This is a genomic window from Paenibacillus sp. FSL H8-0175, assembly GCF_045040615.1.
Classification (GTDB): Bacteria; Bacillota; Bacilli; order Paenibacillales; family Paenibacillaceae; genus Paenibacillus_AQ; species Paenibacillus_AQ odorifer.
The window spans coordinates 5,822,037-5,845,695 of sequence record NZ_CP150299.1; the positions used below are offsets into that span (position 1 = coordinate 5,822,037).

Genomic DNA, 23,659 nt, shown 5'->3' on the forward strand with positions numbered 1-23,659 from the left:
GCGCTTTATTTTCAGGTTAGGTTGGATCTAGATTTTAATTCATATAGACTCCGTTTTCTGGACAAATACTTTTTCTAAACGTACAATCTGAGATAACACCAGCGCTTAACATCATGCTAACGAACGTTGTAATGCAAAGACTTAACTTACGAGGTGACTAATCATGGCTGATGAACCAATCGCAAAAATACCTTACAGTCTGAACAGCAAGGCAGTCGCAGATGCGACCAAAATGTGGTTGAATAAGCGTGGAGTAAACCTGCAGGAAATCGCAGAGCTCGTAATGTTTCTGCAAAAAAAATATTATCCAAACTTAACGATGGAAGAATGTGTCCATAACGTTGAGATGGTACTCAGCAAACGAGAAGTGCAAAATGCGGTACTTACGGGCATTCAATTGGACATGCTCGCGGAGGAGGGGAAGTTGTTTCCGCCGCTTCAGGATATGATCGAAAATGATGAGGGATTATACGGAGTGGATGAGATTCTGGCTTTCTCCATCGTAAATGTATATGGCAGCATTGGCTTCACCAACTATGGTTATGTGGACAAGCTTAAGCCAGGCGTTCTTGAACGGTTGAACGACAAAAACACCGGGCAGATCCACACCTTCCTCGACGATATCGTCGGAGCTGTAGCCGCTGCAGCTAGTAGCCGAATCGCACACCGTAAGCAAGCGGAGCGTGAGATAGACCTCGAACTTCCGCATTCACCTGAGGATCGCGAAGAAGCTGCAAGGAAACTTGCAGAACATGAAAAACAACCGGAGTAACCGGTGTTTTGGGTACACTCTGAGAATTAAAAAGCGATTGTTTCGTAACCCTTGCGGGTTATGAGACAATCGCTTTTTTTAAGGTTGGGTTGGGACCGCTTTAGGGAAAAACTCCCTAAAAAATACCGAAAATCGTTCAAAACCTAAGTTATTAGGGAATTCTCCCCTAATAACTCTACGAAAACCTTAATTTATAGCTACATTCGTAGATTATTAGGGAGAAATTCCCCAATTAGTCAATACCAACACTTAGCTACTCGGCAAGATGTGTTTCTACCCACGAATAGCGGCATCTGAGTCCGAATGATCTGTGTGAAGCATGAGTAAAGTAATCAAATCTGAATCCGAATGCTCAGCGTAACGCATGAGTAAAGTAATCAAATGGTAGTTGGTAATGCGATCGGACTCAGGTGACACTATACTCACATATCCCCATTGATTTGGACACTTTCGGACTCCAGAGTCGCTATTCACTCAAAAATGACCAATAACAACCCATTACTCTAGCAATAACGCCTCTCCGGTCCGATACTCACCTCAAAAGTCTCAAAATCCACGAATAAGCTGCATCTGAGTCCGAATAACCTGTGTAACGCATGAGTAAGTAATCAAATCTGAGCCCGAATGATCAGCATGACGCATGAGAAAAGTAATCAAATGTTAGTTTGGTAATGCGATCGGACTCAGGTGACACTATTTCCATAAAACACCCTTGATTTAGTCACTTTCGGACTCCAGAGTCGCTATTCACTCAAAAATGACCAATAACTACCCTCTGCACTAGCAATAACGCCTCTCCGGTCCGATACTCACCTCAAAAGTCCCAAAACCCACGAATAGCGGCGTCTGAGTCCGAATGATCTGTGTAACGCATGAGTAAGTAATCAAATCTGAACCCGAATGATCAGCATGATGCATGAGAAAAGTAATCAAATGGTAGTTTGGTAATGCGGTCGGACTCAGGTGACCCTATACTCACATATCCTCTTTGATTTGGACACTTTCGGACTCCAGAGTCGCTATTCACTCAAAAATGACCAATAACTACCCATTACTCTAGCAATAACGCCTCTCCGGTCCGATACTCACCTCAAAAGTCTCAAAATCCACGAATAAGCTGCATCTGAGTCCGAATGATCTGTGTGACACATGAGTAAGTAATCAAATCTGAATCCGAATGCTCAGCGTAACGCATGAGTAAAGTAATCAAATGTTAGTTGGTAATGCGATCGGACTCAGGAGGCCCTATTTCCATAAAACACCCTTGATTTAGTCAATTTCGGACTCCAGAGTCGCTATTGACTCAAAAATGACCAATAACAACCCATCACTCTAGCAATAACGCCTCTCCGGTCCGATACTAACCTCAAAAGTCTCAAAACCCACGAATAGCGGCATCTGAGTCCGAATGATCAGCATGACGCATGAGTAAGTAATCAAATCTGAACCCGAATGATCAGCATGATGCATGAGAAAAGTAATCAAATGGTAGTTTGGAAATGTGTTCGGACTCAGGTGACCCTATTTCCATAAATCACCCTTGATTTAGTCACTTTCGGACTCCAGAGTCGCTATTCACTCAAAAATGACCAATAACAACCCATCACTCTAGCAATAACGCCTCTCCGGTCCGATACTAACCTCAAAAGTCTCAAAATCCACGAATAGCGGCGTCTGAGTCCGAATAACCTGTGTGACGCATGAGTAAAGTAATCAAATGTTAGTCCGAATGATCAGCATGACGCATGCGTTAAGTAATCAAACCTGAGTCCGAATGACCTGCGTAACACATAAGCAAAGTTATCAAATCTGAGTCCGAATGATCTGTGTGACGCATGAGTAAAGTAATCAAATATTAGTCCGAATGACCTGCATAACGCATAAGCAAAGTAATCAAATGTTAGTCCGAATGATCAGCATGACGCATGCGTTAAGTAATCAAATCTGTGTCCTAATGATCAGCATGACGTATGAGTAAAGTAATCAAATGTTAATCTAAATGATCAGCATGACGCATGAGTAAAGTAATCAAATGTTAGTCCAAATGATCAGCGTGACGCATGAGTAAAGTAATCAAATGTTAGTCCAAATGATCAGCGTGACGCATGAGTATGTATCAAATGTTAGTTTGGTATGTGGTCGGACTAAGGAGCTCAATATTCATATAAATAGCACCGAAATATACTCTCTACTTAGTCACTAAAACCAAAACCCAAAAAAGAGCAGTCCCAATAACACAAGACTGCTCTACACCTCTACTCGATCATAACATTCACATCTAAATTCATTTCATCATTCATCACTCATCATCATCGCTCATCATTCATTTCATCACTCTTCGATCGCGCTAGAAACTCTAACTAACATGGTCACCAGCACTTTCAGATGCTGCAAACAATATAGCACCGTCCGCCTCTATCATCACTGCCCGCTCCCGGCGCATCAGCTCCGCCAGATGCGCCAGTGTCTCACTCATCGCAAAGCGCATCTGGTGAACGGTGGTTACCCGGCTGCGAAACAGAATTTCGCAGACGGCGAAGCCGCTCAGCGGACCGTTTGCGAGCAAGGCTGCCGCGGTATCCAGCCGCTCCTCATGATGAGCGAGCAGGCTGCTGACCCGATGCGCGAAGCCCGTGAACGGTTCCCGATGACCCGGGAACGCCATGCTGACCGGGTAGCTCCCCAGCTCCCGCAGCCCCTGAAGAAACGTCTGCAGCGGCTGTGGATCGCTGCCTGGAAGCAGGCTGACATTGGGCGAAATCTGCGGCAGCACAGCATCGCCGCAGATCATTTGCCCGCTGCCCGCATGATAGAAACTCACATGTCCCGGTGCATGTCCGCCAGTTACAATCAATTTCCATTCACGGCCACCCATCCCGAAAGGCTCTACCTCATTCAGATAAGTTACAACCGGCTGCGGCTCCACTTGCGCGTCAAAGCTCTCCAAATGCGCTTTTATTCCACTCGACCATTCTTCCGACATTCCGTGTCTGATGAAATATAACGGCAAAACTTCATTGATATCCGTGTCACTGCCCCACATCAACATCGCTTCGGCATGAGCACGTTCAGTCATCCATACTTTACATCCGGTCTGCGACTGCAACCATCCCGCCAATCCATAATGATCGGGATGATGATGCGTTACGACGATATCCCGCACGTCCTTCCACGACAATCCCAGCTCCTGCAGGATCTCATGCCAGCATTTTTCTGTCTCCGGGCTACGCGGACCCGGATCGATAATAGTAATTCTGCCATCCTCATCGGGAAGAATATAGCTGTTCACTTGACGAAGCGGCGAGTCCATGGGTACCGAGACCTGAAGAATGTTCTCGTCCCATGAAGTGATATCCGCCTTAGACATGGTGCGATCACCGCCTTTGAATCTTTTTCCTGATACCATTACAATCGAATTCCACTAAAAATCATCCGCGTGGAGCTTTCTGCATTATAAACCTCATCTTCATAGCTGCCATGCACAGCTTCGAGCTGTAAACCCGCTTCCTCGATCATTCCGCTAAATTTCTCCAAGGAATACAGCTTCACACGTTCATGATATTGACGAGGTGTAGAATCATTCTTAGAGGTTAAAATGATGTCCTTCTTCACATACCCATCCTCGATCCGCCGCGACTCATCAATCAGATTCTTTTCATCCTCGCGGGTAGAATGCGGCACCAGATGACGAATCACATACGCAGGGTTCAGATAATCAATAACAAACTTGCCACCCGGCTTCAACATCCGATAGATTTCACGCAAAACCTTTACCTGCTCCTCATCCTCTTCAAAATAACCAAAGGAAGTGAACAGATTAACCACAGCATCGAAACCTCCAGTTAACGGTAGGTCCCGCATGTCAGAACGCAGCCAAGTTACCTGCTCCGCTCCTTTTTGAGATCTTGCCTCACGCAGCAGTACCTCTGATAAATCTACTCCAGTTACCTCGTACCCTGCTTCCGCAAGCGCCAGTGAATGACGTCCCATCCCACAACATAAATCCAGCACTTTGGAGCCTGGCGGTAGTCCCAGCCACGAGATCATTCGTTCAACTTCTTTACGAGCTCCACCAAAGTCTCGATGTTTGTATACGACCAGATAATCCTCTCCGAAGCTCTTTTCATACCATTCAGTCATGTTGTCTCTCCTCCCACAGGCGTCTTCCTGTAACTCCACTCTATGTATGTTAATGTATCGCCATTGTACAGTCTTTTACTCACAAACTCAAAGAAGAGTTGTCACAGTGGAGCGCTCAGCCCCTTCATGACAACTCATTCCTGTAGCTTCCCTTACACAAGCTGCTGCAAATATACTCGTGCTTCATAAGGACGAAGTTTAAGCGGTTGGATCTGCTCATCTTTTTCCACGGAATAATTAGAAATTAACAGCTCAATATTGTCTGGTTGGAACTCCGCTGGCCATTCGAATACAGGCTCTCCATCATAAAAATTCAGAATAACCAGCAGCCGCTGATCTTCTAATGTCCGAGTATACGCATATATCTCTGTATGCTCTGCGAGCAGCAGCCCGTAGGCTCCATAAACGATGACTTTGTGTTTTTTTCTCAGGGCAATCAGCTGTTTATAGTAGTTGTAGATGGAATCGGGATCTTTAATCGCATTGCCAGCGTTGATCTCCATATAGTTGGAATTTACTTCAATCCAAGGAGTCCCCGTCGTAAAACCACCTGCGTGACCATCGTCCCACTGCATCGGGGTGCGGGCATTATCCCGGCTTTTATGATGAATGGCAGACATAATCTGCTCTTCTGGAACGCCGTTTTTTCGCTTTTCTTCATAATAATTAAGCGTCTCTACATCCCGGTACTCATCAATGGATTCGAAACAGACATTCGTCATACCAATTTCTTCGCCTTGATAAATATAAGGTGTGCCTTCCAGCATGTGAATGAAGGTCGCCAGCATTTTAGCCGAAGGAATCCGGTAAAAAAGGTCGTTCCCAAACCGGGACACTGCGCGCGGCTGGTCATGGTTGCAGAGATAATTCGCATTCCAGCCTTTGTCATGCAGAACCGTCTGCCAATTACTCATAATCTTTTTCAGCTCCAGTAGACTCCATGGGACGACATCCCATTTTCCACTACCTGCCGAAGCGGCATCCAGAAACATATGCTCAAACTGAAAAGTCATATTCAGCTCTCTACGCCCGTCCCCTACATAATCTAGCGCCTGCTCCGGTCCAAGTCCTGAGGTCTCTCCTACCGTCATAATATCGTAGAAATAAAGCACTTTATCATATAAATTCTGTAGCAGGGTATGCACATCTGCCAGATTGGAGAACATTCCATAAGCCCTTACGGTAGGTGTTCCACCTGGATTATCCGCATCCGGGTACCCTTTCGTCTTCACGATATGTGCAATGGCATCAAAGCGGAATCCGTCCACACCCTTCTTCAGCCACCATTCCACCATCTCATGCAGCTTATCAATGACCACCGGATTCTCCCAGTTCAGATCAGGCTGATATTTGGAGTAAAGGTGAAGGTAATATTCATCCGTCCGCGGATCAAGCTCCCACACCGAGCCACTGAAATAAGACTCCCAGTTATTCGGGGGTCCCCCATTTTTTCCTTTTCGCCAAATATAGTAATCCCGTTTCGGATTATCTTTCGACGATCTAGATTCAACAAACCATGGGTGCTCATGTGACGTATGGTTCAGAACCAAATCCATCATCAGCTTCATCCCACGTGCGTGCATCTCCCTCAGCAAATGGTCAAAATCATCCATCGTGCCAAATTCCTTCATAATGTCACAGTAATCACTGATATCATAACCGTTATCATGGTTTGGTGATTTATAAATAGGGCAGACCCAAATCACGTCTACACCTAAATCCTGCAGATAATCCAGTCTGGATATGATTCCTTGCAAGTCTCCAATCCCATCTCCGTTACTATCCATGAAGCTAATCGGATAAATTTGGTACACGACACTCTCTTTCCACCATTTCGGGTTCATTTCTCGGTTACCTCCTATTTAGCTATATGTAGAGTTTAACCACACAAAGCCTAGTAGATAACAATTTACTCCTACTTCCCTAGTCCCTTTTGATATTGTGAGGGCGTAAGTCCGGTCCATTTCTTAAAAGTAGCACTGAAGTGGCGTTCTTCCCCATAGCCCACTAACTTTGCAACGGCGTACATTTTTAAGTTTTGGCGGAGCAGCTTTTTTGCCTCTTCTACCCGGTATTGATGCAAGTAATCGAGAAAATTCACACCCAGCTCCTGGCGGAACAGTGAACTTAAATAAGTATTAGATACATAAGCTTCCTTCGCAACATACTCCAGAGACAGATTGGTATTATATTTGTTACGGATGATCTCGAGCGCTGTAACTACTGTTCGATGCAGAGGGCGATGTTTAGAAAAAGCCTCCACCACATTCTGCATGATCTTATTCAGGATCGTAGACAATTCTTCCAGCGTCTCGATCTGTGGTGCCTGCTCCATCCAATTGACCAAATGCTGCTTCCATTCGAATCCAGCTACTTGTTTTTCCTGCGCAAGCCTCTTAAGGCGAACGACAAAAGCTGTTGCCCGAATATTCACCTCCTGCTTGAGGCATCCGGGGTTTCCGCGAAAACGTTCCAGCCACTGCTCCAGCAGATCGAGGGCAAGCTCATTACTTCCTGCACCGACTGCCACAAGCATCTCATCCTCCAGCACATTTAATTCAGGATCATCTAAAATCCCGATCTCCTGTGCGCCACCCCCAATAACTCCCGAACCTTCTGTAAAAAAATAAACGCCGCCTTTCCCGTTCAGAAAGCGGGATTCCATGGCCTGAAGCGCTTCTTTATAAGACAGGTGAGCTTCCGAAATATCCGCACGACAGGAGCCTACAGCAATACTGATTGACAGCTTGAGGTATTTCTCCAGGTTGCTTTGCAGCATCCCGATCTGCTCTTTTAAATAGATGGGGGTTCGGTAAGACTTGCGGGAATCCGTTCCAGCTAAACCACTGCCGATCCAGAGCAGGAGATTGCCATCATGAAAGGTCTCTATTTTTCCTTTATAGATAGGAGACAAGGTCTCACTAATAATATTTAGGGCCGCGTAACGTAAAAGTACAAAATCCTGTCCAGACCCACCAGCAGAGGGAGGATCAAAATCAAAGCTGACCAGCCCAATCTGCGGACCTTCGTGACTAATAGCCATAGCTAACTCACCGATCAGCTCCTGCCGCCGCTCCAGCGGAACCGGAGGATGATGAATCCATTGGGACAGCACTTGGCTTTTGACAAGCGGTGCATTTTTATGCCAGGAACGATCTCTTTTTAGCTGCTCATTCTCCTGACAACGCTGCCTTTCAATTAGCTCCTTAGCCTTGAGTACCGTCTTCAGAATTTCCTCCGGCCGGCACGGCTTCAGCACATAATCGACAACCCCCAGCGCAATCGCTTGTTTCGCATAAGAGAACTCATTGTAGCCAGATAAAATAATCGAGCGAAAGTCGTAACCGCGACGCCGTCCAGCTTCGATTAGCTCCAGACCATTCATCTGCGGCATGCGGATATCCGTTAACAATAAATCCGGCTGTTCAGACTCCATCAGAGCCAGCGCTTCACTTCCGTTCCCCGCCTCGCCCATTACCTCAATCTGATGCGAATTCCAGTCAATCATATTGACGATACCCTCACGGATGGTGTCTTCGTCTTCAGCAATCAGCAGCTTCAGCTTCATCATTTAGGGACCCTCCACAGTGATATGAATGATAATACGTGTGCCTGCTCCTTCTACACTCTCTACTTGCAATGAGGCTCCGGCAAAAAACAAAGCTAAACGTTCCTGTACATTCGAGAGCGCAAACCCCGAACGTCCAGCATTCTCCTCTTCCTCCGAAATAGAGCTTCCTCTCGCTAAACGCTGATGTAGCTCCTGAAGTCTTTCCGGCGTGATTCCCACCCCGTTATCTTGAACTTCGAGCACAATAGTCCTATCTTTGCGGAAGGCGCGAATCGAGATTAGTCCGCTTCCAGCCAGTGGCTCGATCCCATGAATCACTGCATTTTCCGCCAGTGGCTGGAGCAGCAGCTTAGGAACTGTAAAATCCTTGATACTCTCATCCAAGGTAATTTCGAACTCAAAACGTTCTCTAAACCGATTTTTTTGCAGGAACAAATAATTCTTTACAAGCTCTACTTCCTGTTCCAATGTAAACGTATCCCGCCCATCATTTAAGCTCAGCCGGAATACTTGAGAAAGCGAATAGACCATATCCGCTATTTCTTTGTCGCCCTTCTTCTCAGCTTCCCAACAAATCGTATTCAGCGTGTTATATAAAAAGTGCGGCCTGATCTGTGCCTGAAGCGTTTTCAATTCTGCTTCCTGCTGCTTCAGTTTGGAGGCATATACATCATTGATGAGCGATTTGATCCGCTGCACCATTAGATTATAACCATGGCCCAAGAGACCAATCTCATCATTTCCTTCAAAAAATACGCGCTGCGTGAAATCCCCTGTCTGGAATCTGCGCATGGAGCGGGAAAGTTTTTTCAGCGGTTTCGTTATTGAGGCGGCGGCGAGCCAGGTAACCATTAAGCTAACTGCTAAGCACAGAAAAGCGATCGTCACCGTGACCTGTGAAATCTGCCCCAGCTCTTTGACAAGCTGCCGTTTGGAATGCACCACCACTACATACCAACCCGTCGTTTCTGACTGCAGATGCGAGACAATCCACTGTTTGTGATCCGCTGTAGACTCCAGTCTCTGCTCTAGGTTCAACTTAGGATCGCTGTCCGCAAAATACGGAAGATCAAGATCTCTTTTGCCGATCCAGCTCCGGTTAGAAGCCGTAATGATGAGTCCGTCTCGATCTACCACAAACATATCTACATCATCTTCAGAGTTGTCTAGATATTGGCTTCCGATCTTTCCAGCATCGACCCCGATCACCGCTAGCCCTGCGGGTTTTAAAGTATATACATTCTTGATAATTCTGGAAAGTACAATCTTATGATAATGATCACCAACAAATATGCCATCCGTGGGTCTGGACAATCCAAAGGTTGGACTGCCTGCGGCTTCAACGGCTTCCTTGTAGTACGAGGTTTGGATAAAGTTAGAGAACTTCATGCCAGTTGTCAATCCGGCTTGGTTCGCAGCAAAAGGCTCCGCCCCGTTATTCTGGTCTTCCAAAGAGTATAGAATCAGGGATTGAATCGAGTTGCCAGCGACCATCAGGTTGGTGACCGTTTTAAATACGGAATTACGTTCTTTTTGTGCTTCTGACGACACTAAGAGCCGCTGCACACTTTCATCCAGAAAGAGTGTATTGGAAAAAGAAATCATTCCCCTCACCATCTCATCAATCTGCTCTGCTGTTTTTCGGGTCAGGTGATCCTGTGACTGTTTCATTTTCTCCACCACCTGCTGCGAAGAGATCTGATAGGAGTTCCACCCCATAGCAAATATAGTCACGAGAAGCAGCGGCACAAACCATAATAACAGCTTAAACTGGAGCGGAAGATGGCGATAACGGCTTAATAAGCGGATGTTTCGATTCATGAGAACCACCTTCATGTATAATCAATAAATGTGTAAACCAAGTATAACTGAAATCATTAAACCCTGAACCAGCTTTTTACAATCACTGAAAAATGCCTACATAGTTCTTAAATATGGACCATGTTTCTATCGGTCATAAACTCTTAAGATGGGGATGCAAGAAGAAACGACATTGTCGTCCTCGTTTGATGGCAGCCGTTCTCGTGGAAATATATCTCATAAAAAAGGTGGGTTTTTGATGAAAGGTAAAGGAATAAAGCTAGCACTTATGAGTCTAATGCTACCAGCTCTGCTGGCAGGCTGCGGTGGCGGAAATAACAATGCGAAAGCTACCAATGCACCTACAAATGACAAGGCCGAAGCTACTGCCGAAGCAACAGCTAGTGCAGGGGAAAACACACCCGCCGAAAAAATCACACTGAAGTTCTTCACCGCGCTCGCGGATCGGGCCAATGGTTCAGGTAAGGTAGAGCAAGACATTATCGATGCTTACATGAAAGAGAACCCTAACGTCAAGATTGAAGTGGAAGCGCTTCAAGATGAGCCTTACAAATCAAAAATCAAAGTGTATGCCTCCAGCAATCAGCTTCCCGATATCATTCAAGCCTGGGGTCAGCCCTCCTTCCTGAGTCCGCTGCTGGATAACGATCTGCTGCTTGAACTGAACAGTGCTGACTTCGAAGGTAACCAGTTTGTGTCCGGATCCATGGACGGCTTCAGTAAAGACGGTAAGCTTTACGGCTTGCCGCGTGGTGCCGACTACATGGTGATGTACTATAACAAAAAAATATTTGCTGACAACGGCATCGAGGTTCCAAAAACCACAGATGATTTGCTTGCCGCCGTCAAAACACTTCGTGCCAAGAAAATTAACCCGATCGCTATGAATGGTATGGACGCTTGGACACTGCCTATCTGGTATGAATTTGTAGCCCAACGTCAGACTGGCGATTTCAATACAATGGATGAAGCTGTTGCACGTAAAATATCCTTTACAGATCCTAGTCTGGTTGCAGCTGCAACTGAAATGCAGCAATTCGCCGATGCTAAAGGTTTTGCCGATGGCTGGCTGACTGCCGATTATGGTGCTGCACGCAACTTGTTCGGACAAGGGCAAGCTGCCATGTTCTTTATGGGCGCTTGGGAGTCGGGTCTGGCAACAGACGAGAACTTCTCTGAAGAATTCCGCAATAACGTAGGTGCTTTCGCATTCCCAGCTTCAGCTAAAGGTAAAGCAACCGATGATGCCGCTTGGTATGGTGGTGGATATGCAGTCAGCAAAAACTCCAAACATGCTGAAGCCGCTGTTGATTTCTTGAAATATTTCTTCGCTCCAGAGCATTGGTCTAAAATGCTATGGCAAGCTGGCGCGGGTACACCTGCGCAGCAATTCGATCAATTCCTAACGGGTAACGAAACCCAGCTGCAAAAAGAATTGATTGAAGTGTTCAGCTCCATGACCTCTTCCAGCGGTACTCCACTGCAGGATGTGGGTGACGATGAGTTCAAGCAAAAGGTAATGGAGGCGCATCAAAGCCTGCTTTCTGATGCGATTACCCCTGAAGAATTCGCCAAAGCACTGGATGCTGCATCCGATAAATTCGCTGGTAAATAAACCAGAGAACTACAAAAAACATGAACCTTAGCGCTCCTGAAGTAACCTTATAGATGGCAGTGCGCAAACCCCGGCTTCCCCCAGAGGCCGGGGTTTTGTTTTCGAAAAAATGTATACACCGATCTGAAATTTACGGCATGTTCCGGTGCCTGGCTTCCCGTTACGATGGTAATAGATAGATTACTCTTTAAAAGGACGGAGATTTCCATGCACAGAGTGTTAAGCGACAAAAAAGCGATATTCTTACTCATCGCACCTGGACTGTTCCTATTTGCTTTTATGATCTGCATCCCTATCTTCATGAGCGCTTATTACGGTTCTACGGATTGGGGCGGAATCGGCAAATACAATTTCATCGGCTTTGATAACTACCGCGAAATTCTATTTCATGACAAAGTGTTCTGGAGATCGCTGGTCAATGCCCTGCTCCTGACCGCCGCCACTGTATTTTTACAACATCCCTTTGCCATTCTCATGGGGATATTCCTAACCAATTCCGGCAAATACGAAAAAATATTCCGGACGATCTTTTTTATCCCCGCTGTAATTTCCGTCGTCGTTACAGCCAAGCTGTGGACCGGAATTTTCCATCCGAACTACGGACTGCTCAACAAGCTGCTAAGCGGAGTTGGATTGGACGCACTTACGCATGATTGGCTCGGTGATCCGAAGACAGCCATCTGGTGCATCATCATTGTTGTTATGTGGCAAGGCTTTGGGTATGCACTGCTGCTGTATTATTCAGGTCTGCAAGGCATTCCGGAAGATTTAAGCGAAGCCGCAAGAATCGATGGCGCCAACAACTTTACCCTCTACACGCGTATCATCATTCCGCTGCTTTCGCCGATGATGCGGGTTGCCATCATCATTGCCGTCACCACCTGTCTTAAGCAAATGGAAACCGTATTCTTAATGACCAACGGTGGCCCTGCAAATAGCACACAGTTCCTAGGGAACTATCTGTACAAAACCGCCTTCTCATCATCGCTATACGGCTATGGTAATGCCATTTCGATTCTGTTTATTGTGTTCTGCCTGATCCTAACCGTTATCCTCAACAAGATTTTAAAGAAAGATATCGGAGAATTTTAAAGAAACCCTGTAACCGGAGGATATCCTATGAATAATTCCTTATCGCCTGCCGCTTCACCCCCTAAGCTAAACCTTCACAAACAAGAACGCAGAAAGCCTACAACGGGCAAAATTCTAATGATGGTGTTCCTGTGTATCATCGCGTTGATTCAGTTATTTCCGCTTATTTGGTTGATCGATTATTCCCTGCTCAAGAGCGGTGAGTTCTTCGGAAGCTCATTTCTGAAATGGCCCTCTCCACCCCAGTGGGAGAACTATCGAAACGCTTTTACCTACGGGCGTGTACCACGTTATTTTGCCAACAGTCTTATCATTACAGTGATAACTGTTATGCTCTCTGCGCTGGTGTCCCTGATGATGGGATATGCGTTTACCCGGATGAAATGGAAGCTAAGTGGCATTGTCCTGTCTCTAATCATGTTAGGCATGATCATCCCGATTCACGCTACATTGCTGCCAAACTTCATTCTGTTTAACAAGCTTGGGATGCTGAACAATATGTACACATTGATTTTGCCTTACTCAGCCATTGTCATCCCCATGAGTGTCCTGATTATGACCGGGTTCCTGGAGACCATCCCACGGGCCATTGAAGAGTCCGCCGTTATTGATGGCAGTGGCATTTACGGGTTAATCTTCCGTATCATCCTGCCCATCACCAAACCGGCGCTGGCAACCATCTGTGTGCTCAACTTCATCAGCACTTGGAATGAATTCATTATGGCGAATACCTTCCTCACCTCGGAAGATCTTAAGACGATTCCCTTCTCCATTATGAAATTCACTGGTGAGTATTCATCCAACTATGGTGCACAGTTCGCGGTTATGACGATCATCGCTATCCCCACCATCCTGATCTACCTGCTCTTCACAGAACAGATGACCAAGGGTATTACCGCTGGAGCGGTTAAGGGCTAACACAATAAACTTAATCCTAACAACATTAAAAGGCTGACAAGACAGGTTACGTACCCGTCTTGTCAGCCTTTATTCATTCTTACTAATATCTCTTACGGTCGTTGCCAATCCTCCCTCAGCCATTCAACCAAGAGGAGCTCTGGCACATTCACTTTATTAACTTCGGCATAGTCTCTCACCCGTTCAAGCAAACGTCCCGCGGTTCCAGCACTAACCTCTAAACCATGTGCGTTCAGAACATGCATGATTCCACCACTTCCGGAATGTTTACCTAACACAAAATGATGTGCTCTCCCCACCTCTGTGGGATCAAAGGTCTGGTAGGTGGCTGTTTCTTTCAACAAACCGTCAACATGTATCCCAGATTCATGTGTGAAGGCGAGTGATCCGACGATTGGTTTGGCATCGCCGACACTTCGGCCCGAGGCTGTGATCACCCTATCCGCCAGCCCTTTCAAACACTCCGGACGTACGCTGCTCTCTCCGCCATAAAGATAACGCCAAGCCATCACTACTTCTTCCATTGCTGCATTCCCGGTACGTTCACCAATCCCTGCTACCGTAGTGCTTGCCCAGACCGCACCCGCGGCAATACCGCTAAGTGTGTTTGCAGCCGCAAGACCAAAATCATTGTGGCAGTGTACCTCAAGCTCTACATCTACAGGAACAGCACTAAGTAATGTGCTTACCCGCTCTGCCATTTGACCCGGATGATGAGCAGATACCGTATCTGCATAACGGAACCAACGAATGCCTTCTTTATATAATGTATTTACCAGTTCAACCAGGTACTCCATACTTGCCCTTGAAGAGTCCTCCATCCCCACCGACACAGTCATTCCTAGCCGTTGACCATATTCCGTCGCATGCAGTAATCTTGTCAGACCTTTGGCAGGTGTTAAACCTAGCTTACCTTGTAATTGAATTTCCGAGACAGGGATCGATACATGACTCCAGTTCACACCCGTCGCCCAAGCTTTGTCGATATCACTTTCCAAAGCCCGATTCCAAGTCATCATCTTCATAGGTAGACCTAAATCAGCGATGGCCGCAATATCTTCTTGCTCTTGCTTGCCCATGGCAGGAATTCCTACCTCTGCTTGCTCCACTCCGCATTCCGACAGCAACCTTGCGATTTCCAGCTTTTCTTCCCTCGTGAATGAAACTCCAGCCGCCTGTTCACCATCCCTAAGTGTCGTGTCACATAGCCTGAGACTTTTCACGGTTTACCTTCCTCTCCGCAGCAAGTGCAATTCGGATTACGGGTAATATGGACGCTGTAACAGGCGAAGTCGAGTGAATTGAAGCGATGCATTACGCCCGCATAAGTCGTCCCTACCCTTGTAACCCATTTTACGGCTTCCAACGCAGCCAGACAACCCGCAATTCCGGAGGTTGCTCCCAATACTGGAAAGCCAAACGGTTCCCATTCTGGATTCACATCCGGATAAAGACACTCTAAGCAAGGGGTTTCACCAGGTATAACCGTTGTTAGTGAAATCTCAAATCCATACATCGCCGCCTCTACCATTGGCGTGCCGGTTTCTACACATAGGCGGTTCAACGTATATCTTTCCGGAAAATCATACCGTGCATCAATCACTATATCGGCTTGTTCTACCCAAGGTTTTGCCATATTGTATTCAATCTTCGAATTAAATCCTTCCATTTCAACATTTGGATTCAGACGTTTTAGCTGCTGAATGGCTGTGCTCATCCTTTCCATACCCAAATGATCACTGTCCATCAATATCTGTCGATTTAAATCTGGAGGCACAATGTTTCCTTCATGCGCCAAGATCAGCTTGCCGATTCCGGCAGCAGCTAAATAAAGTGCGGCAGTGCCTCCAAGCCCTCCAATTCCAGCAATCATCACTGTAGCTTCTTTTAGCGCTTTCTGCCCACCTTCTCCAAGCAGCTTCAATTGGCGAGCGTATCGTTCCAGTTCGGTGCCGCCTACAAGCTGCTCCATTTTGCTCCCTCCCTGTGGCTGAGCTGCATCATTGGAATCTAACCCTCCAGACCATCCGTTCCATAAAGAGCTGTCATTTCATTAAATTTATCCATAAAGGCTAACCCTTCTTCTACACAAGCAACGCCGTAGCGAATTACTTTCTCCTCAGAGGTAAAAGGAAACGGAAAACCTGCTCTCAAGCTTTTTAACACAAGAATAATCCGATCACTATATAAAAGAGCACGCCCAAATCCTTCCCCGTTTATTTCAGATGAACTCTGAACCAGAACCCCACTCTTCTCCTCGATCACGCCCGCCACCGCCTGAAACAAGAGAGGAACCTGCAAACGGACTTTTGGAGAAACCGCGCAGTTAAAATCAGATTTGTTCTTGTCTTCAGGGGAAGCGAGAAACAATCGTTCGATCTTCTTCTGTGGTGAAAGAGAAGCATGTCTTCCAAAAAAGTCTTCTGTATCAAGCAATTGACACAACCGCCGTATGAACATCTTTGCTATATCTTTATCCAGCTCTTTCTCCGTGGTTCGACTACGGCGGTTTAATACTGCCGCTTCCGGAGCAACCCGGCCCATTAATGCAGCACTCTCATTAGCTATGGGATCCATCTACACTCGCCCCTTCCGCTTCATTTTCAGCATGTAATACCTTGGCTAGCCACATCGGTGGTTTGCCCTGTAGCATTTCAACAATCCGCTTCACTTGCTCATCAATAGGACTGCCTGGTGGAACCTTTACCGGCATAATTTTACGACGTGTGACTCTTGCCGCTGCTGAGGCTCCAATCTGCATGATGAATATTAGTGTGCAATCCTCTACCACCTCCAGACGACTCTCTATTTTGCCTGCTTCATCCTGATTGAGAATCGTTGGCAGTTTACGAAGATCTATAAGCTCCCCGCCACTTTTGGTAACTTTATAAATTGCGAACATCGGACTCTGCCCAAAATGGGCATTCACTCTAATTCCATCCTCTGTAGCGAATGCTACTTTCACGATGTTCCTCCTCCCTTCGCATTAACAGATTCGCCGCTTTATTCGTCCACTCCATCGCTCCCCGATACCCTACAGAAGTGGCCATATAAGCACCAAGCTCATTCCAAACGGGAAATCCAGCCGCCATAAATGCTGCATCTAACCGCGCCGCTCCATTTATCCCATGTGAGTTACCGATCCATAAATCTGCACCTTTACCCAAAAACTCAACATCATCCAGATCACCGACCCATACCTCTCGTTCCATCTCAACCACCAAAGGAGTTTCATAGGAAGTGACCAGGGCCTTTTGCTCCACCCCCAGCTCTTCGAGCCAAGAAGATACGGTATACAAATGGTCTGGCTCCAGCGCAACAAGTGCAGACATTCCCGCAAATTGAAAATGAGCATCCAGCATGCTATCCAATAAATTCTCTCGTTGCCAGCAATAACGAAGCTGTACCGGCTCCCCGCTAATTTGATGCAGAAATTGCAAAATATCATCCGTTGCTTTAAGCCCCATAGCACTCTCGAATACTTTGTAGGGAGTTCCCAGCGCATTATGCAGTCTTCTAGCTGGACGCTCCATACTTCCGCCGATGGCAAGGGTTAGACCCGAATGCAAGCTTTGCAGCATCGAATCTAGAGGCACCCCACCTCTTGTTAGCGGTGAAAATCCTGTCAGCAGATGCCCAGACAAAGAGGTCGATATATCAGGTACAGCGATTACCTCAAAACCGAAGGAGGATATCATTTCTTTCAGCTCCATCACATCACCCGGCGTCAGAAACGATCCCGGCAAGAGGGTAATCTGACGTGAATTCACACTCCTTGAACCCCGATGGCCTACCTGCTGAATCATCTCATCAAGCATCGCCTCCACGGTAGAACTGAACCCCGATTCCAATGAACCACGAAAGTCAGGTAAGGTGACGGAAAAAGCAAGCCCACCCCGCATGTTCCGCTCCCTTTTATAGGTCTTGAGCATGGATTGATAATCCACTCCAGCCACATCCGTCAGCTCAGTCCCAATAATGCCTATTATGTCTGGTCGGTGTTTACTGAGTATGGTATTTAGAGCTTCCTCTAAATTACGATTCGCATCAAAGATTACATCCATCTCCTGCAAAGCAGAGGTCTGTACGGCTATAGGCTCGCGAAAATGCCGGGTAAGCAGCGCCTTCGGAAATGCGGAACAACCTTGCGCGCCATGCACAATAGGCAATGCCTTGTAGCAACCCTGAAATGCCAGTACGGAACCAAGGGATTGACCGATTTTGATTGGATTAACTGAAGTAGGTTTACTCCTTTTGTTAACGGTCATAGGAAGGTTCCTCCTTATCCCAGGGAGCGGCACTGGCAGCCAGCTTCCAGATTGGATTAGCAAGAGAATACGTCAGCTCCTTAGCCAGCCTTAGTAAACCTTCGTAACCAGCATAGGCCTTGTGTCTTTCTTGATTAATATCGATAAACGGAATCTGCTCTTTCATTGCCACATACATATTCCGTCCACCAGCAATCATAATATCTGCCTTACGATCCCGGACGGTTTTGATAATTCGGCTTGCCCCACCCTCCGGGATATATTCGGTGTCATCACCAACACGATCCGCTATACGCCGTATATCATCTTCCGTGCTTTTGTTCGTGCCTACACCTACCACCTGAACGCCTAACTCCTTCAGTGCGGAAATAATCGACCAGCTTTTTACTCCACCCGTATAGAGAACTGCTTTCTTTCCTTTAAGCAGCTTGCGGTAGGGCCGCAGCTCCTGAATCAGTCTGCTTTCCTCTCGTTCCGTCAACCGATCCACACGCCGCTCCATCTCACGGTCATTCAGCAAATAAGCCATTTGACGTAAGGAATAAGTTGTCTCCTTGGCCCCATAGAAGGAGCCTTCGAAATAAGGAATGTGGTATCTTGCCTCCATTTCTTTTGCCAGACCTAACAATGCACGGCTGCACACAACCATATTCACTTTTGCATGATGTGCCCATGTAATTTCCTTATATCTTGCATCCCCTGTAATTCTGGACATTAGCGTAATTCCAACACTCTTCATTAATTTCTCGATATCCCACATTTCACCCGCGATATTGTACTCCCCAATCAAATTCACACCTAAAGGAATCTCAATCTCTGGTTCACCTGTGCCAATGACATATTGTAGCAGCGCTTCACCAGCCAGCCGATTTCCAAGATTCTTACTGCCTACGAATCCGGGGCTGTTCACGGGGATCACAGGAAGCCCCAATCTGCCTGCCGCTTCCTTGCATACCGCATCCAAATCCTCGCCAATCAATGCTGTCACACAGGTCGCATATACAAATATTGCCGGAGGCATAAAGCGCCCGGCAATATAGTCAATGCTATCTTTCAGTTTCTTTTCTCCGCCAAAAATAATATCGTTATCGTTGAGATCTGTAGTGAATCCGTATTGTGAAAGCGAAGGCCCGCTTGACAAAGCCCCTCTACTTTCCCAGCTATTCCCGGCACAAGCAGCCGGCCCATGGACAAGATGCGCAGCATCCATGATCGGCAGCAGCGTGATTTGGGCTCCGTCAAAGGAGCAGCCCCCAGCCGCTTCGCCCGGCTTGGGGCGTGGACATGGTTTCGATTTCGGAGTTAAGCTCCCGCAAGCTTGCGCGTCGAATACATCGTTTCTGATGGACTCCATCGTACCACCTCCCGTAACTGAATACTCCTTACGCTTAAAATGCTCAATTATTCAGTGTTACTACGATAAATATTGGACTTCCGGCCGCTCCCCAACGCTCGGCTCCGTATGAGGACGAGGGAATGAATCGGAAGTATACGATTCGGCTTAACGTTCTCCTACTAACGAACAAGATCGTGGTTGAAGCCAGATGAATCCTCATCCAACCCCTGCAGAATTGTATTTACTATAGTAGTTAACAAGTTCAAGGCACCTTGATAACCGATAATCGGATAACGATGCAGATGATGGCGGTCAAAGACAGGGAAGCCTACACGGATCAAAGGAACGTCGGCATCTTTGGCAGCAAATTTAAGATGAGAGCTTCCAATGGCCAGATCCACAGGATCATCAATCAGCAGAGAGCGCATATGCCACAAATCATTTCCGATATGAACCGTCGTTTCTGCCCCGTAAGGGCTGGCAGCAAGCAGAGCTTTCGCTTCTTCTTTAAATCCGTTTTCCCCATTGGAGCACACAATATGAATAGGCTCTATACCCACTTCCAGACAGAATTCAATCAGGCCGATCAGCAAATCCGGATCGCCAACTAAAGCCACTCGTTTGCCATGCAGATAAGGGTGGCTATCGAGCAAAGCATCCACTACCCGGCCACGTTCTTCCACAAGCTCAGGCGGAATGGGCAATCCCGTTAATTCACTGATAGACTCTATTAGCCGATCTGTGGCATGAATGCCCAGCGGAGTCGACATCGCAACGGTCTGTTGTTTCCATGTGCCGCTGATGTATTCCAATGTTTTTTTGACAGAATATTTCTGAAGTGATAGAGTTCCCAACGCATTAGCTGCCTTCGGCACATCCGCCAGCTTCGTTCCCCCATAATAATAGGAATATTCACCTGTAGCCGGGGAATCAAAATTGCCGCTGTGGTCACCAAGGAAGGTGTAGCCTGTATCAAACGCGGCAAGGATTTTTCGAATTTCCGCAAAATTCCCCGTATAAGGCTCAAACCCTAAAATGACATTCAGCTTCTCTCCAGTTCCCTCTCCACTGCCAGGGGTAGCTTCAATCCCAGAGCGGATGAACAAGGTACTGAGGATAGACTTTAACATGGAGTCGTAACCTGTAATATGTGATCCGGAAAAGCTTGGCGTGTTGGCGTAGGGCACTGGAATTTCGTTCGAAATTGCACCCTTCTGGCGGGCATTGGATATAAAAGCCTGCAGATCATCCCCTATAACCTCAGCCATACATGTAGTGGATACAGCTATCATCTCTGGCTTATAGAGCGCCACACTATTTTCAAGACCATCAATAAGATTGTTCATCCCTCCAAACACCGCACCATCTTCTGTCATAGAGGAAGAAACTGCGGGGGTCGGCTCCTTGAAATGACGGCTTAAATGACTACGAAAATACGCAGTGCAGCCTTGAGAGCCATGTATAAACGGCAGAGTTTTCTCGAATCCCAGCGCAGCCATCAAGGCTCCTAGGGGCTGGCATGCTTTATGAGGATTAACTACCAGTGAGGTGCGGGCAAAATTCTTATCCTTATATTCAGACGACTTCGAGTAGGCTAATGCTTCTGCTGTCTCTTGCTCACTGCAGGGTGCCTCGAATGCTTTTTTCCCATCACGTTGCTTCACATAGGGTTCAGTTTGAAATAATGTATTGTAATCTGGGATCTCCAGTTTGTCCTTCATACGCGCGCCTCCTTTTTAGGGAGTGATCCTGTTTTCCCTGAATTAATCAAGCTCCACACTGGGCTGTTAATGGTCATGTCCATGTCCTTAGCAAAAATCTTAAACCCATCATAGCCATGGTAAGGACCACTATAATCCCAAGAGTGCATTTGCCGGAAAGGAATACCCATCTTGTGATACACATATTTCTCCTTCACACCCGAGCCCATCAGATCAATATCAAGTCTTTGCGCAAGCTCTTCCAGCTCGTAAGCGGTTGGATCATCGTAAATAATAGTGCCTTCCGGAAGTTCAGGAAATGTCTTCTCGTAATCATCCTTGTGAGCGAACTCATACCCTGTGCCCACTACCTCCATCCCCAGATCCTCATAAGCCCCCAGTGTATGGCGGGCACGTAATCCGCCTACCAGCAGCATGACCTTTTTACCTTCCAGCCGGGGTTTAAATTTAGAGATTATCGCCTCCATTTGTGGCGTGTACTTAGCGATGACTTTCTCGCAGTTTTCCTGAATATATTCATCAAACCTTGCGGCGATGGCTCGAAGGCTTTCAGCGGTTTTGGTCGGCCCGAAAAAGTTGTATTCCAGCCAAGGAATCCCATATGCTTTCTCCATCGTCGTTACCATATAGTTCATGGAGCGATGACAGTGAATCAGATTGAGCTTCGCCTTATGCGCAATCGCCAATTCATTGATGGTTCCATCCCCAGACCACTGCGCAATAACACGCAGACCCATTTCCTCCAGTAAAATGCGTGAAGCCCAAGCGTCCCCACCGATGTTATAATCTCCGATAATATTAATATCGTAAGGACCACATTCCGCAAGCTCCTTCTTCCCCATCAGAAAATCACGGATCGCATCGTTAGCAATATGATGACCCAAGGATTGGCTAACCCCACGGAACCCTTCACAACGAACGGGAATGATCGGGATACCTAGCTCGATAGACATTTTTTTGGACACCGCTTCAATATCGTCTCCGATTAGCCCCACAGGACACTCTGATTGGATCGAAATTCCTTTAGCCAGTGGGAACATTTCTTTAATTTCACGGCAAATGACTTCAAGCTTCTTGTCACCGCCAAATACAATATCTGTCTCCTGAAAATCACTCGTCACCTGCATAGCCGTAAAATTATCAATGCCCAGTGTTCCGTTGGCATAATTCCGTCTTGTTCCCCAGCTATATTGCCCACAACCTACAGGACCATGGCTGATATGCACCATATCCTTGATCGGGCCCCAGACCACGCCCTTCGAACCGGCATAAGCACATCCTCTTTGGGTCATAACCCCCGGACGGGACTTCATATTCGATTTGATGGCGCATTTGCCACAGTTTATTAACTCTTCATTATTGATTTCAAAATGCTTCTGACGATCCTTCCGTGCCTTTTCCGGGTAAGCCTCAAGAATCTCTTCGAGCATCTTTTGGTTATCTTCGATATTAAGCCCCATTCTGAACCCTCCTCATCCCTTAGAGTGATCCGGTGAACAGCCGTCTCTCCACTCCTGTTCACCGGACGAACCTAATTATTGGCCAGATGCCTGCAGCTTTTTCAGCGCCGTCTCTTCATCCTCAATCACACCAAATTCCATGAGTAAATCCTCCAGCTCTTCCATAGAAATCGGGGTCGGGATTGTCATCATATTGTTATTCAGGATCTTTTCTGCCAAAATCTCATATTCTCTCGCTTGCTGATGATGAGGATTATATTGGGCCACGGTCATTCTTCTCAGCTCTGCATGCTGAACCACATTATTCCGCGGGACAAAATGGATCATTTGTGTATTCAAACGGCGTGCCAGCTCCATAATGAGCTCATCCTCACGGTCCGTATTACGACTGTTGCAGATCAGACCGCCCAATCTTACGCCACCGCTGTTGGCATACTTTAGAATTCCGCGCGCAATGTTATTGGCCGCATACATAGCCATCATTTCCCCGGAGCATACGATATAAATTTCCTGTGCTTTATTCTCACGGATCGGCATTGCAAATCCACCGCATACCACATCACCAAGTACGTCATAGGATACAAAATCCAATCCTTCATAAGCCCCTTGCTGCTCCAAAAAATTAATAGCTGTAATAATCCCGCGGCCGGCACAACCCACACCCGGTTCAGGTCCACCACACTCCACATTAAGAATGTCGCCATATCCCAACTGAACTACATCCTCGAGCTCCAAATCCTCAACCGTTCCTCTTTCTGCTGCCAATTGGAGCACTGAATTCTGAGCTTTAGTGTTCAAAATCAGCCGTGTGGAGTCCGCTTTAGGATCACAGCCTACGATCATTGTTTTTTGACCAAATTTAGTGGCGAGCTGCGCCAAAGTGTTCTGCGAAGTTGTGGATTTACCGATACCGCCCTTACCGTAAAAAGCTATTTGTCTCATCAT

18 protein-coding genes are annotated in these 23,659 nt (G+C 46.7%); 4 read left to right on the forward strand and 14 right to left on the reverse strand.

Translation table 11 applies throughout. The features are described from left to right. The first annotated feature begins 163 nt into the window (after positions 1-163). Positions 164-772: a phosphatidylglycerophosphatase A gene (locus MHH46_RS25830; protein WP_076129198.1), complete on the forward strand. Its 609-nt coding sequence runs from the start codon at positions 164-166 to the stop codon at positions 770-772. A gap of 2,356 nt (positions 773-3,128) precedes the next feature. On the opposite strand, the gene MHH46_RS25835 is transcribed toward MHH46_RS25830, so the two are convergent. From MHH46_RS25835 to MHH46_RS25855, 5 genes are all read right to left on the reverse strand, one after another. Then, on the reverse strand, positions 3,129-4,139 hold the full coding sequence (locus MHH46_RS25835) for an MBL fold metallo-hydrolase (protein WP_076194638.1): 1,011 nt from the start codon (positions 4,137-4,139) through the stop codon (positions 3,129-3,131). A 38-nt stretch (positions 4,140-4,177) separates the two neighbouring features. Continuing rightward, positions 4,178-4,912 (reverse strand): class I SAM-dependent methyltransferase, encoded by a 735-nt coding sequence (locus MHH46_RS25840; protein ID WP_076194623.1) that lies wholly within the window; start codon positions 4,910-4,912, stop codon positions 4,178-4,180. A 152-nt stretch (positions 4,913-5,064) separates the two neighbouring features. Continuing rightward, a complete protein-coding gene (locus MHH46_RS25845) occupies positions 5,065-6,756 on the reverse strand; it encodes an alpha-glucosidase (RefSeq protein ID WP_076186343.1) in 1,692 nt (563 codons plus the stop codon). Between the two features lie 71 nt (positions 6,757-6,827). Then, positions 6,828-8,483, reverse strand: coding sequence for a response regulator (locus MHH46_RS25850; RefSeq protein ID WP_076129195.1), 1,656 nt, complete (start codon positions 8,481-8,483; stop codon positions 6,828-6,830). Continuing rightward, the gene (locus tag MHH46_RS25855) at positions 8,484-10,304 is read right to left on the reverse strand and encodes a sensor histidine kinase (RefSeq protein ID WP_076194621.1); all 1,821 of its coding nucleotides are present in this window, start codon (positions 10,302-10,304) and stop codon (positions 8,484-8,486) included. It lies immediately after the preceding gene. Positions 10,305-10,542: 238 nt separating this feature from the next. Between MHH46_RS25855 and MHH46_RS25860 the strand changes: the two genes are divergently transcribed. The 3 genes from MHH46_RS25860 to MHH46_RS25870 all read left to right on the forward strand — a co-directional run bounded on the left by MHH46_RS25860 (position 10,543) and on the right by MHH46_RS25870 (position 13,929). Next, complete coding sequence (locus MHH46_RS25860) at positions 10,543-11,919, forward strand: ABC transporter substrate-binding protein (RefSeq protein WP_076129193.1); 1,377 nt, start codon at positions 10,543-10,545, stop codon at positions 11,917-11,919. A gap of 207 nt (positions 11,920-12,126) precedes the next feature. Continuing rightward, complete coding sequence (locus tag MHH46_RS25865) at positions 12,127-13,011, forward strand: carbohydrate ABC transporter permease (protein WP_036679565.1); 885 nt, start codon at positions 12,127-12,129, stop codon at positions 13,009-13,011. A gap of 27 nt (positions 13,012-13,038) precedes the next feature. Continuing rightward, complete coding sequence (locus tag MHH46_RS25870) at positions 13,039-13,929, forward strand: carbohydrate ABC transporter permease (RefSeq protein WP_036679567.1); 891 nt, start codon at positions 13,039-13,041, stop codon at positions 13,927-13,929. A 92-nt stretch (positions 13,930-14,021) separates the two neighbouring features. Here MHH46_RS25870 and MHH46_RS25875 read toward each other — a convergent pair whose 3' ends face one another. The 9 genes from MHH46_RS25875 to nifH all read right to left on the reverse strand — a co-directional run bounded on the left by MHH46_RS25875 (position 14,022) and on the right by nifH (position 23,656). Further along, positions 14,022-15,152, reverse strand: a complete 1,131-nt coding sequence (locus MHH46_RS25875; RefSeq protein ID WP_076186351.1) for a homocysteine methyltransferase — start codon at positions 15,150-15,152, stop codon at positions 14,022-14,024. Then, a complete protein-coding gene (locus MHH46_RS25880; protein ID WP_076146351.1) occupies positions 15,149-15,901 on the reverse strand; it encodes a HesA/MoeB/ThiF family protein in 753 nt (250 codons plus the stop codon). Before MHH46_RS25880 ends, MHH46_RS25875 begins: the two co-directional genes overlap by 4 nt. A gap of 38 nt (positions 15,902-15,939) precedes the next feature. After that, positions 15,940-16,506: a DUF269 domain-containing protein gene (locus MHH46_RS25885; protein WP_076146353.1), complete on the reverse strand. Its 567-nt coding sequence runs from the start codon at positions 16,504-16,506 to the stop codon at positions 15,940-15,942. Then, on the reverse strand, positions 16,490-16,894 hold the full coding sequence (gene nifX / locus MHH46_RS25890; protein ID WP_076146356.1) for a nitrogen fixation protein NifX: 405 nt from the start codon (positions 16,892-16,894) through the stop codon (positions 16,490-16,492). The genes MHH46_RS25885 and nifX overlap by 17 nt, the downstream gene beginning before the upstream one ends. Further along, positions 16,860-18,197: a nitrogenase iron-molybdenum cofactor biosynthesis protein NifN gene (gene nifN / locus MHH46_RS25895; protein WP_076186360.1), complete on the reverse strand. Its 1,338-nt coding sequence runs from the start codon at positions 18,195-18,197 to the stop codon at positions 16,860-16,862. Before nifN ends, nifX begins: the two co-directional genes overlap by 35 nt. Beyond that, positions 18,187-19,551 (reverse strand): nitrogenase iron-molybdenum cofactor biosynthesis protein NifE, encoded by a 1,365-nt coding sequence (gene nifE / locus MHH46_RS25900; RefSeq protein ID WP_076194618.1) that lies wholly within the window; start codon positions 19,549-19,551, stop codon positions 18,187-18,189. Before nifE ends, nifN begins: the two co-directional genes overlap by 11 nt. 161 nt (positions 19,552-19,712) lie before the next feature. Further along, entirely contained in the window at positions 19,713-21,254 is a 1,542-nt protein-coding gene (gene nifK / locus MHH46_RS25905; protein WP_076186364.1) for a nitrogenase molybdenum-iron protein subunit beta, read from the reverse strand. After that, entirely contained in the window at positions 21,251-22,714 is a 1,464-nt protein-coding gene (gene nifD, locus MHH46_RS25910) for a nitrogenase molybdenum-iron protein alpha chain (RefSeq protein ID WP_076194615.1), read from the reverse strand. Before nifD ends, nifK begins: the two co-directional genes overlap by 4 nt. A gap of 75 nt (positions 22,715-22,789) precedes the next feature. After that, on the reverse strand, positions 22,790-23,656 hold the full coding sequence (nifH, locus tag MHH46_RS25915; protein ID WP_076194636.1) for a nitrogenase iron protein: 867 nt from the start codon (positions 23,654-23,656) through the stop codon (positions 22,790-22,792). Positions 23,657-23,659 lie beyond the last annotated feature (3 nt).